The following is an 11,964-nucleotide window of genomic DNA, read 5'->3' as shown; positions in this document are numbered from 1 at the left end:
GTCACATCTCCGCTTCGAAGCGGTCCATGGCGCGCGTCAGCCGTGCGAACAGGTCGGCCAGCTCGGCCGCGGTGATGATGAGCGGCGGGCACAGGCCGATGCTGTCGCCCATGGCGCGCACGATCAGGCCTTCTTCCAGCGCCAGTGCGGCGAAACGGTAGCCTGCCTTCCTGTCGGCCGCGAACGGCGTGCGCGCGGCCTTGTCGGCCATGAGTTCGATGGCGCCGATCAGGCCCACGCCGCGCACGTTGCCGACCCAGCGGCGCTCGGCGAAGCTCTTGAGGCCGGCCTGGAAGGCAGGTGCCAGCGCCTGCACATGGTCGAGCAGCTTTTCGTCCTCGTACACCTGCAGCGTCTCCAGCGCCACGGCGCAGGCGACCGGGTGGCCCGAGTAGGTGTAGCCGTGGCCGAAGCTGCCCAGCTTGCCGCTGTTGGCTGCAATCGCGCTGTGCACCTTGTCGTTGACCATGACGGCCGAGATCGGCACGTAGCCCGAGGACAGCGCCTTGGCGCAGGTCAGGATGTCGGGCCGGATGCCCAGCGTGGTCGAGCCGAACATGTTGCCCGTGCGGCCGAAGCCGCAGATCACCTCGTCGGCGATCATGAGCACGTCGTACTTGCGCAGCACGGCCTGCACCTTCTCGAAGTAGCCGGCCGGCGGCACGAGCACGCCGCCCGCGCCCATCACGGGCTCGGCGATGAAGGCGGCCACGGTCTCGGGGCCTTCGGCCAGGATGCGTTCTTCGAGCTGCTTGGCCAGGCGCGTGGAGAAGTCCTGCTCGGTCTCGCCGTCCTGGGCGTGGCGGTAGTGGTGCGGGCAGTCCACGTGCAGGAAGCGGGCTTCGGGTGCGGTGGCAATCGGCAGGTCGAAGTCGCGGTGGTTGCCGTCCAGGCCGCCTAGGCTGGCCGCGGCCACGGTCACGCCGTGGTAGGCATTGCGGCGCGCGATGATCTTTTTCTTGGCGGGTTGGCCGATGGCGTTGTGGTAGTACCAGACCATCTTGACTGCGCTGTCGTTGGCCTCGGAGCCCGAGTTGGCGAAGAACACGCGGGCCATGGGCACGGGCGCCAGCGCCAGCAGCTTCTCGGCCAGATCGGCCACGGCCACGTTGGTGCGCTGGTTGAACGTGTGGTAGTAGGGCAGGGTGTCCAGGGCCTTGGCGCCGGCTGCGGCCAGGCGCTTGTTGGAAAAGCCCAGCGAGGCGCACCACAGGCCCGACATGCCCTCGACGTAGCGCTTGCCCTGGTCGTCGACGACGTGGATGCCGTCGCCGCCCACGATGACCAGCGGCGGCGTCTGCGGCAGCGCGGCCAGGTTGGTGTAGGAGTGCAGGTGGGTGGCGACGTCTTTGGCGCCGGTGCTCAGCAGGTCTTTGGCCATGGGGCTCCTCTTGGTTTCAAACGCTCACGCGTTTCAGGTTGTCTTCGGTCTGCCGCGCGATGGCCTCGGGGCCGGTGCGCGTGGCGATGTGCGGCGTGACGGTGATGCGCGGGTGCTGCCAGAACGGGTGGGCCTGCGGCAGCGGCTCCTCGACGAAGGCGTCCAGCACGGCCGAGGCGATCTGGCCGCTGTCCAGCGCCGCGAGCAGGTCGTCCTGCACGAGCTGGGCGCCGCGGCCGGCGTTGACCAGGCGCGCACCGCGCGGCAGCTGCGCGAACAGCTCGGCGTTCAGGATGTTCTGCGTGTCCTCGGTCAGCGGCAGCAGGCAGACCAGCGTGTCGCAGCCGGCCAGGAATTCGGCGCGTGCGGCGTCGCCATGGAAGGCCTCGATGCCTTCGGGCAGCCCGCTCTTGGGACTGCGGCTCCAGCCGCGCACGCGGTAGCCGATGGCGGCCAGCGCGCGTGCGGCGGACTGTCCCAGCACGCCCAGGCCCGCGATGCCCACGCGGTGCCGTCCCGGCGGCACGACGGGAGATTCCTCCCACGCTGCGCGGCGCTGGCTCTCGATGTAGCCGTCCATGTGGCGCTGGCCGTGCACCACGGCCCAGGCCACGTAGGCGTTCATGCCGGCGGCCATCTCGGAATCGACGATGCGGCAGATCGGCACATCGGGCAGAGACGTGTCGCGCGTGATGTGGTCGGTGCCGGCGCCGACCGACTGGACCAGGCGCAGCTTCGGCATGCGGGCGAGCAGGCCGATGGGGGGTGACCAGCACACCACTGCGTCGATGTCGGCGAGGGCGTCGAGTTCCTGCACCTCGGTGTCGATGCGGTGGAGCACCGCGTGCGGGAAGCGCGCCGTGAATGCCGGGCGCAGGTAGTCCATGGCGATCTGGTCGGAAACCAGCGCGATGTTCAATGTCATGCCGCTACCGCCTCCACCGCCGCCGCCGACAGGCGCGGCTGCGCCTCGATCAGCGTGCGCGTGTAGGCATGCTGCGGGTTCGCCAGCACCTTGGCCGTTTCGCCGTACTCCACGATCTGCCCGCGCTGCATCACGGCGATGTGGTCGCACATCTCGCCGGCCACGCGCAGGTCGTGCGTGATGAAGACCATGGCCAGCTGGAAGCGCTCGCGCACCTCGGCGAACAGCTTCAAGACCTGGGCCTGCACCGACACGTCGAGCGCGGAGACCGGCTCGTCGGCCACCAGCAGCTGCGGCTCCATGGCCAGCGCGCGCGCGATGCCGATGCGCTGGCGCTGGCCGCCCGAGAACTCGTGCGGGAAGCGGTCGGCCGCGTCGGGCTTGAGGCCCACGAGCTCCAGCAGCTCCATGGCGCGGGCCATGGCCTTCTCCTTGGACAAGCCCTGGGCGATGGGCCCCTGCGCAATCGCCGAGCCCACGCGGTGGCGCGGGTTCAGCGAGGCGTAGGGGTCCTGGAACACCATCTGGATCTTGCCCTGCGTCTGCTGGCGGAACTGCGCGCCCGATTGCAGCGCGCGGCCCTTGAACAGGATGCGTCCGCTGTCGAACGGCGCCAGGCCCACGATGCAACGCCCCACGGTGGACTTGCCTGAACCGGATTCGCCCACCAGGCCCAGCGTCTCGCCGCGGCGCACGTCGAACGACAGGCCCTTGGCCGCCTCGACGCGGCGACCCTTCTTGAACAGGCTGCCGCCCGTGACGTAGGTCTTGCGCAGGTCCTGCACCTGCAGCACATGCTCCACCTCGCGCTCGTCGGCGGTGGTGCGCACCTGGCCGTTCGGGATCGCGGCGATCAGCTTGCGCGTGTAGGCGTGCTGCGGGTGCGCCAGCACGGCGGCGGCAGGGCCGGCCTCGACCACCTGGCCGGTCTGCATCACGACCACCTGGTCGGCGATCTCGGAGACCACGCCGAAGTCGTGCGTGATGAACAGCACGGCCGTGCCCTTGCGTTGCTGCAGTTCGCGGATGAGCTGGAGGATCTGCGCCTGCGTGGTCACGTCCAGCGCGGTCGTGGGTTCGTCGCAGATCAACAGGGCCGGTTCCAGCACGAGCGCGCAGGCGATCATCACGCGCTGACGCTGGCCGCCCGACAGGCGGAAGGGATAGCTGTCGATCAGCACCTCGGGCTCCGGCAGGCCCACGTCGGCCAGCGCCGCGAGGATGCGCTTGCGCTTCTCTGCAGCCGACAGGTTCACGTGCGCATCGAACACCTCGGCGATCTGCTCGCCGATGCGCATGACGGGGTTCAGCGCCGTCATGGGCTCCTGGAACACCATGCCCATGCGCCGGCCGCGCAGCTCGCGCAGCTGGGCTTCGCTGAGTTGCAGCAGGTCCTGGCCGTCGAACAGGATCTTGCCGGCCACCGGCTCCACGTGGGGGCGTGGCAAGAGGCCCATGATGGCGTTGGCGATCATGGACTTGCCCGAGCCGGATTCGCCGACCACGCACAGGGTCTGGCCTGCCAGCAGCTGCAGCGAGGCGCCCTGCACAGCCAATTCACGGTCGGCGCCGCGGGGCAGGCGGATGTCCAGGCCCTGGATGTCCAGCACGGGCAGTTCCATCTTTTCCATTTTCATTTGCCCCTCCCATCGGCGCGTGCGTTGAGTCCGTCGTTCAGGCCTTCCCCGACCAGGTTCAGCGCCAGCACCGTGAGCAGGATGGCGACGCCCGGGAACACCGCCATCCACCAGGCCTGGCGCAGCACCGTGCGGGCCGAGCCGACCATGTAGCCCCAGCTCATCTGGTTCGGATCGCCCAGGCCCAGGAAGCTCAGGCTCGATTCGAGCAGGATGGCCGTGGCCACCATCAGCGAGGCCATGACCACGATGGGCGAGGCCGCGTTGGGCAGGATCTGGGTGAGGATGATGCGCGGCGTGGACTGGCCCGCCAACTGGGCCGCGGCCACGAAGTCGCGCTGGCGCAGCGTGAGGAACTCGCTGCGCACCAGGCGCGCCACGGGCGGCCAGGAGACGACCGCGATGGCCGCCACGATGGAGCCGACCGAGGGCTCGAAGATCGCCACCAGCACGATGGCCAGCGCGAAGCTCGGGATGGCCTGGAACAGCTCGGTGAAGCGCATCAGCGTGGCGTCGACCCAGCCGCCGAAGTAGCCCGAGATGGCACCGATGGACACGCCGATCAACAGCGAGACCACGGTGGAGACCACGCCGATCAACAGCGAGACCCGGGCGCCGGCCACGATGCCCGCGAAGATGTCGCGGCCCATGGTGTCAGAGCCCAGCGGCAGGCCTTGCTCCGCCCAGGGCCGGGCGAAGGGCATGCCGACCATGTCCCAGGGGTTGTTCTGGGCGATGAAGGGGCCCAGCACGGTGACCAGGGCCACCAGCATCAGCACGATGAGGCCGAAGACCGCACCCTTGTTGCGGCAGTAGCGCCGCCAGAAACTGCTTTTCATGGTGTGTTGCTTCTCAGCCCAGTTCGATGCGGGGATCGACCAGGGTGTAGACGAAGTCGGTGATCAGGTTGAACAGCACGGCCATGGCCGCGGTGAACAGGAAGCAGCCCATCAGCAGGTTGTAGTCGCGCTGCAGCAGCGCGTCGAACATCAGGCGGCCGATGCCGGGCCAGGCGAACACGGTCTCGGTCAGCACGGCGCCGCCGATCATGCCGCCGGCCTGGATGCCGGCCAGCGTGACCACCGGCAGCAGCGCGTTGCGCAGGATGTGCTTGCGCTGGATGCGGCCGGGGTGCACGCCTTTGGCGCGGGCGGTCTTGACGAAGTCCATCTGCGCGACCTCGAGCATGGCGGCGCGCGTCATGCGGGCGTAGACCGCCATGTAGAACAGGCCCAGCGTGCCGGCGGGCAGGATCAGGTGCTTGGCGATGTCCAGCCACTTGGCCACGCCGGTGAGATCGGCGCCCACGGTGAAGAAGCCGAAGGCCGGCAGCAGGTCCATCTGCACGGTGAACAGCAGCACGGCCATCATCGCGAGCCAATACAGCGGCGTGGCGTAGAACACCAGCGCCACCACGGTGATGGCGCTGTCGACCCACTTGCCGGCGTGGCGGCTGGCCAGTGCGCCCAGGCCGATGCCCATGGCCAGCGACAGCGCGAAGGCGGTGCCGGTCAGCAGCAGCGTGGCGGGCAGGCGCTCCAGGATCAGGTCGGCCACGGGCTGCTGCTGGCGGTAGGAGTAGCCCAGGTCCAGCTTGACCACATGGCCCAGGTAGTTGGCCAGCTGCGTGGGCAGTGGCTGGTCGAGCCCGAACTGCGCGCGCAGCTGGGCCACGAACTGCGGGTCGGACGCGCCGGCCTCGCCGGCCATGATGGACACCGGGTCGCCCGGCGCGGCGCGCACCAGCATGAAGTTGGCGGTGGCGATGACCAGCAGGGCCAACAGGCCTTGCAGGACACGCACGGACATGAACTGGAGTCGTTTCATCGCAAGCTCTCTTCAGGCATGCAGCGGCCAGACCGGACCGGCCACCGCATGCGGGGAGGGAAATCAGGCCAGCTTGACGCGACCGAGGCTGTCGTTGAGTCCGATGCCGGACGTCACGATGTTCTGGATCTTGTTGCGGTACAGCGTCGGGAAGTTGATCTCGTGCAGCCAGGCCACGGGTACCTCGTCCACGAGCAGCTTCTGGGCTTCCAGGTAGATCGCCTTGCGCTTGGCCGGATCGCCTTCCTTGGCGCCGGCGGCGAACAGCTCGTCGACCTTGGCGTTGGTGTAGCCGGCCACGTTGTTGAACGGCGAGCCCTTGGCGATGTTGTCGCTGGTGTAGTTGCGGCCCACGCCCAGGGCCGGGTCACCGTACTGGTAGACGTAGGTGAAGGCCAGGTCGAAGTCCCACTCGTTGCATCGCTGGTTCCAGCCGGCCACGTCGGTGGCGACCATCTCGATCTTGACGCCGGCCTGCGTGAGGTTCTGGCGCACGATCTCGGCCTGGCGCTGCCAGGATTCGCCGTACGGCAGGGGCAGGAGGCGGATGGTCTCGCCCTTGTAGCCGGACTCGGCCAGCAGCTTCTTGGCCTTGGCCAGGTCGCGCGGGTACTTGGTCACGTCGTCGCTGGCGAAGGCGATGTGGCTGTTGAACGGGCCCGTGGCCGGCTTGGCGAAGCCGTACCAGGCGATCTTGGCCATGGCCTCGCGGTCGATCGCGGTCCAGATGGCCTGGCGGAACTTCACGTTGTCCATCGGCTTGGTGCGGTTGTTGATCCACAGCCAGCTGTGCGGCGCGAAGAACTCCCAGCCCTTGGTGGTGACGGCCGCACCCGGCAGCTTGGACAGGCGGCTCACGTCGAAGTACTCCACCGTGCCGCCCGGCGCGATGTCGACCTTGCCCGATTCGAACGCGGCGGCGCGCGCGGCGGCATCCGGGATCACGTGGAAGTACACGCTCTCGACCGTGACGGCGCCGGCCTGGTGGTAGTTCTCGTTGGCCACCAGGTGGATGTAGGAGCCCTTGGACCATTCCTTGAACTTCAGCGGGCCGGTGCCGATGGGCGTGGCGTTGGCCGGGTTGGTCAGGAAGTCCGTGCCTTCGTAGATGTGCTTGGGCACCATGGGCATGGTGCCGTTCTCGAAGATGCCCAGGAAGGGACCGAAGGGCTGCTTGAGCTTGAACTCCACCGTGAGCGGGTCCAGCGCCTTGATCGACTCCACGTGGGCCAGGCTGGCGCGAAAGCGCGCGTGCGTCTTGCGCAGGAACACGTCGCAGGAGAACACCACGTCGTCGGCCGTGAAGGGCTTGCCGTCGTGCCACTTCACATTCGGCTTGAGCTTGAAGACGTAGGTCTTGCTGTCGGGGCTCACGGTCCACGAGGTCGCCAGCTGCGGCTGGGGCGCGAGCTTCTCGTCGTAGCGCAGCAGGCCTTCGTAGATGTTGCCTGCGATCAGCTGCGTGGGGCCGTTCTGCACGATGCCCATCATCAGGCCCGGCGGTTCGGGCTGGACCAGCACGTTGACGACGCCCTTCTTGGCCTGGGCCAGGCTGTGCAATGGCACCCCGGCGATGGACAGGCCGAGGGCTGCGGGGACGGCTTGGATCAGGTGACGGCGTTTCATCGGTGCGGACCTTTCTGGAGGATGGGGAAGGGCTGGGGAGGCAGGGGATCAGGTGCGGTAGGAGGCGGTGGACGCTGGCTCCAGGCGCTGCAGCAGCGCGCGCCACTCACGGGCGTAGGGGTCGGTGGGTTGCTCTGCGAGGCGGTTGGTGTCGCCGCTTTCGTACTGGCGCGCGGTCAGCTCGCAGACTTCTTCGGGCACCGGGTGGATGGCCTGGCCCGTGCTCTGGATGGCGACCTGCACGCGGCAGGCGCGCTCCAGGTTGTGCATGAGGATGAAGGCCTCGGAGATGGTGCGGCCCAGCGTCACGAGGCCATGGTTGCGCAGGATCAGCGCGCGCGACGTGGGGCCCAGGTCGGCGACGAGGCGCTCGCGCTCGGCATGGTTGAGCGCGATGCCTTCGAATGCGTGGTAGGTCACGCGGTTGTGGAACTGCAGCGCCCACTGGTTGCAAGGCTGCAGGCCGCCGGCCAGCGAGGAGACGGCGACGCCGGCCACGGTGTGGGTGTGCAGCACGCAGGCGGCGTCGTGGCGGGCCGCGTGCACGGCGCTGTGGATCGTGAAGCCGGCCGGGTTCACGTCCCATTCGCTGGGCTCGACGATGTTCCCGTCCAGGTCGATCTTCACGAGCGAGGACGCCGTGATGTCGCGGAACAGCATGCCGAAGGGGTTGATCAGGAACTGGTCCTCGGTGCCGGGCACGCGCGCCGAGATGTGGGTGTAGATGCTGTCGTCCATGCCGTACAGGGCGACGAGCCGGTAGGCGGCGGCGAGGTCCTCGCGGACCTGGCGTTCGGCCGCCGACATGGCGGGGCGGCTGGCGGGGCGTGCGGCCGGGGCGATGCGTTCTGCTGTTTCCACGGATTCTCCGGAAGTGTTGTCTGTCATCTGTCGACAGCTGACATGATGCAGATCCCGTGCCAGGCCATGTATCGGCAAAAACCCGGGAATCGACAGTCCCGATGCGTATCAAGGCCTGGAAATGCACCAGCCGGGTGCATGGCGCGCACGGAGGACGTGCGGCCTGCCGGTTTTCCGAGTTGGCCGACAATCCGGCCCCGCCATCCGCACAGAGAGATCCGCCCGCATGTCCATCCAATGGTTTCCCGGTCACATGCACGCGACGCGCAAGGCGATTGCCGAGCGCCTGCCCGAGATCGACGTGGTGATCGAACTGCTGGATGCGCGCCTGCCGGGCTCCAGCGCCAACCCCTTGATCGCCGAGCTGACGCAGGGCAAGCCGTCGCTCAAGATCCTGACCAAGCAGGACTTGGCCGACCCGGAGCAGACCGCGCGCTGGCTGGCGCACTACCAGTCAGCGGTCGGCACCAATGCCATCGCGCTCGATTCCGGCACACCGGCGCCGATCCGCGCGCTGGCGCCGGCCTGCCGGGCGCTGGCGCCCCACCGCGGCGGCATGGCCAAGCCCATGCGCGTGCTGGTCTGCGGCATTCCCAATGTGGGCAAGTCCACGCTGATCAACAGCCTGCGCGGCCAGCGCAAGGCCAAAACGGGGGACGAGGCCGGTGTCACCAAGACCGAGCAGCGCATCGTGCTGGAAGACGACTTCTACCTGTACGACACGCCCGGCATGCTGTGGCCGCGCATCGCGGTGGCGCAGAGCGGCGAGCTGCTGGCCGCCAGCGGCGCGGTCGGCCGCAACGCCTACGACGATGTCGAAGTGGCGCTGGCCCTGCTCACGCAGATGCTGGGCCGCTATCCGGAGCGGCTGCGCGAGCGCTACAAGCTGAAAGACATGGAAGGCCTGAACGACGAGGCCGTGCTGGCCGAGATCGGGCGCCGGCGCGCGCCCTTGCTGCCGGGCGGGCGGCCCGACCTGCAGAAGGCGGCCGAGATCGCGATCCACGACTTGCGCAGCGGCGCCTGGGGCCGCGTGACGCTGGAGACGCTGGAGGAGTTCGCGGCCTGGCGCGCGCAGGCCGACGTGGCGGATGCCGAGCGCGCGGCCAAGCAGGCGGCGCGCAAGCAGAAGAAGCAGCCGCAGCGCGGCAGCGTCCCGGAACCCTAGGCCGACCGCAGCAACACGGCCAGGTCTGCGCCCTGGATCACGCGGATCGGTGCCTGCCTGGCGAACGCATCCGCGTTCTCGCTGAGCGCGCCGAGCGCCAGGAACACGGCCGCGTCCGCCTCCTTGGCGCGGCGCGCGGCATCGAGCTCGCGCAGCGGCTCCACGCCCTGGCGCGCGGCCTTCCAGCGCTTGGCGCTGACCAGCGTGGTGCGTCCGCCTTTCTCGAGCACGAAGTCGGCGCCGCCCGTGGTCTTGTGCACCGCGTAGCCGGCCTGGCGGTAGGCCGATTCCAGCGCCGCCGCGAACTCGTTCCAGGACATGCCCGCGGCGCGCGCCAGTTGGGCTTCGACCATGCCCGCGCTCGGCGCGCCCCATTGCCGCTTGAGCGCGATGGCGCCGATGACGGCGAAGGGCACGCCGCCCAGCGCCCCGGCCAGCGCGTACTCGCGCGGCAGCAGCGCGGCGCTGACCAGCACGAAGCCGCAGGCGATCGCCAGGCTGACCCACCAGCGCGAGCGCAGCAGGATCGCGAACAGCGAGTTTTCGGCCATCTTCAGTTTCATGCGGGGGCGCCTCGGGCGTCTCGGAATGCGGTTGGAAAAGGCTGGGTTTGTAGCACGTGGCGCGGTGCTGCAAAGCGCCGGGTCATCGAGGCGGTACCAGCGGGGCGGCGCCTGGTCCTCGCTGGAGGCAACGCCACATCGGCCGCGTGCAGAGGTTCTCTGGGGGGCGCCTGCAACAAGCCAGGACCCGCCGGCCCATTCCTGCATTCACAGTGTCGTCACAATCCGGGCGCTCCGTGTCCAGAGAATCCATCGGCTTTCGCGGGTCATCGAACGGCTGGCCGAAAGCGCCGCACTGCAGTGAAATACCTCATGCAGTTCTGCAACTGGAGGCCAAGATGAACAAGAGCTTCGGAATTGTAGGAAGAACATACGCCATTGCAGGGGCGCTGGCTGCTCTCATGGCATTCATTGCCATTTTTGCTCAGCAGCGGCTGAATCAGATCGTGGTGCTCGCCGAGACGACGGAGCAACTGCGTGTGCCCCAACTGCAGCATGTGTCGGCCATGGAGCTGAACGTCACGCGGGTATCGCTGCAGCTTCGACATGCCATTCTTGCGCGCACGCCGCAGGAGCGCGAGACGGCTTTGAAGGACATCGATGTCAAGCGCAAGCTCATCGCCGATGCGTTGAGTGCCTACGCAGCCCATCTGTCCGGCGCAGATGCAGCCAGCCGGGTCGCCGATCTTCGCAAGCAGTCCGACGCGTTCTGGCAGGCTGGCGAGGCCAACTTGCAGCCGATCGTGGAGGGTCGTAAGGAGGAGGCGTTCGCCTTCCTGGTGGACAAGACGATCCCTGCACGCAATGCGTTCCTGGCCGTCCTGGGAGACAACGTCAAGTTCCAGGAGGCCGCCCTGCGCGGAGACATCTCGGAGATCCGCAAGGATTCCGCCGATGTCATGCGCGCGCTGATCCCGTTGGTGATCGGTGCGACGGCGGGCCTCTTTCTGTTTGCCTGGTACCTTGCAAGAACACTTCGTCGGCGTGTTGGGCACTCCAGTGCCGTTGCCGATCGGGTGCGCGACGGCGACCTCACGCAGCCCGTGGTGGACCGCCACCGCGATGAGTTCTCTCCGCTGCTGGCCTCCCTGGCGGACATGCAGGCCTCGTTGACGCAGGTTGTCGACGGCGTGCGTGAACACGCGGACAGCGTGGCCACGGCAAGCTCCGAGATCTCCCAGGGAAATGCCGACTTGAGCACCCGCACCGAACAGCAGGCTTCGGCGGTGCAGCAGACGGCAGCGGCCATGGACGAGCTGACGGCGACCGTGCAGCAGAACGCGGCCAACGCAGCCCAGGCGAATGCGCACGCCACCGCAGCCCGCGCGGTTGCCGAACGCGGCGGCGCCGCTGTCGGGCAGGTCGTGACGACCATGAAGGCCATCAGCGACAGCAGCAAGAAGATTGCCGACATCATCGGCACCATCGACGGGATCGCCTTCCAGACCAACATCCTTGCATTGAACGCCGCGGTCGAAGCGGCACGCGCTGGCGAGCAGGGTCGAGGCTTTGCGGTCGTTGCCGGCGAGGTCCGCACACTGGCAGGCCGGTCGGCGCAGGCGGCGAAGGAAATCAGGGCCCTGATCGGAGAGAGTGTCGGACGCGTCGAGCAAGGCGCTCAGCTTGTCGATACGGCCGGCGCGACGATGCACGAAATCGTCGACTCCATTCGCCGTGTCACGGAAGTCGTGAGCGAGATCGGCAACGCAAGTTCCGAGCAAGGCATGGGCGTTGCGCAGGTGGGCGAGGCCATCACCCACATCGACCAGGCCACCCAGCAGAACGCGGCGCTCGTCGAGGAAAGTGCAGCTGCCGCGCAAAGCCTGAACAAGCAGGCCCAGGAGTTGGTCGAGTCCGTCGCGCTTTTCCGCACCGGCAAGTCCTCGCCGTCAGGTTCTGCCAACGCACGTCCTTCGCCCCAGCCACAGCCGCGGGTTCGCCGTGCTGCCTTGAACTTCAGGTCGGCATAGACGCCG

Annotated in this window: 10 protein-coding genes; 2 read left to right on the top strand and 8 right to left on the bottom strand. The window is 68.2% G+C overall.

The window, feature by feature from the left end; translation table 11 throughout:
- Position 1: 1 nt before the first annotated feature.
- From ASF45_RS32975 to ASF45_RS32945, 7 genes are all read right to left on the bottom strand, one after another.
- A complete protein-coding gene (locus ASF45_RS32975) occupies positions 2-1,381 on the bottom strand; it encodes an aminotransferase (RefSeq protein WP_056673763.1) in 1,380 nt (459 codons plus the stop codon).
- A 16-nt stretch (positions 1,382-1,397) separates the two neighbouring features.
- Complete coding sequence (locus tag ASF45_RS32970; RefSeq protein ID WP_056673758.1) at positions 1,398-2,306, bottom strand: glyoxylate/hydroxypyruvate reductase A; 909 nt, start codon at positions 2,304-2,306, stop codon at positions 1,398-1,400.
- Positions 2,303-3,937 (bottom strand): ABC transporter ATP-binding protein, encoded by a 1,635-nt coding sequence (locus tag ASF45_RS32965; protein ID WP_082551408.1) that lies wholly within the window; start codon positions 3,935-3,937, stop codon positions 2,303-2,305. Before ASF45_RS32965 ends, ASF45_RS32970 begins: the two co-directional genes overlap by 4 nt.
- A 2-nt stretch (positions 3,938-3,939) precedes the next feature.
- On the bottom strand, positions 3,940-4,782 hold the full coding sequence (locus ASF45_RS32960) for an ABC transporter permease (protein WP_056673755.1): 843 nt from the start codon (positions 4,780-4,782) through the stop codon (positions 3,940-3,942).
- Between the two features lie 13 nt (positions 4,783-4,795).
- Complete coding sequence (locus ASF45_RS32955; RefSeq protein WP_056673752.1) at positions 4,796-5,770, bottom strand: ABC transporter permease; 975 nt, start codon at positions 5,768-5,770, stop codon at positions 4,796-4,798.
- Between the two features lie 63 nt (positions 5,771-5,833).
- The gene (locus tag ASF45_RS32950) at positions 5,834-7,396 is read right to left on the bottom strand and encodes an ABC transporter substrate-binding protein (protein WP_056673749.1); all 1,563 of its coding nucleotides are present in this window, start codon (positions 7,394-7,396) and stop codon (positions 5,834-5,836) included.
- A 48-nt stretch (positions 7,397-7,444) separates the two neighbouring features.
- On the bottom strand, positions 7,445-8,239 hold the full coding sequence (locus tag ASF45_RS32945; protein ID WP_255357853.1) for a class II aldolase/adducin family protein: 795 nt from the start codon (positions 8,237-8,239) through the stop codon (positions 7,445-7,447).
- 244 nt (positions 8,240-8,483) lie between these two features.
- On the opposite strand from ASF45_RS32945, the gene ylqF reads away from it, so the two are divergent.
- A complete protein-coding gene (gene ylqF / locus ASF45_RS32940) occupies positions 8,484-9,425 on the top strand; it encodes a ribosome biogenesis GTPase YlqF (protein ID WP_056673742.1) in 942 nt (313 codons plus the stop codon).
- Here ylqF and ASF45_RS32935 read toward each other — a convergent pair.
- Entirely contained in the window at positions 9,422-9,988 is a 567-nt protein-coding gene (locus ASF45_RS32935) for a restriction endonuclease (protein ID WP_056673740.1), read from the bottom strand. The genes ylqF and ASF45_RS32935 overlap by 4 nt on opposite strands.
- Before the next feature lie 338 nt (positions 9,989-10,326).
- Here ASF45_RS32935 and ASF45_RS37000 point away from each other — a divergent pair, with 338 nt between their 5' ends.
- Positions 10,327-11,958 carry a methyl-accepting chemotaxis protein gene (locus tag ASF45_RS37000; protein WP_056673737.1) on the top strand — a complete coding sequence of 544 codons (1,632 nt, stop codon included), beginning with the start codon at positions 10,327-10,329 and terminating at the stop codon, positions 11,956-11,958.
- The last annotated feature ends 6 nt before the right edge of the window (positions 11,959-11,964 follow it).

Origin of the sequence: Pseudorhodoferax sp. Leaf265, assembly GCF_001422365.1 — a bacterium.
Lineage (GTDB): Bacteria > Pseudomonadota > Gammaproteobacteria > Burkholderiales > Burkholderiaceae_C > Pseudorhodoferax.
This window is presented reverse-complemented; position numbering and strand designations above follow the sequence as displayed.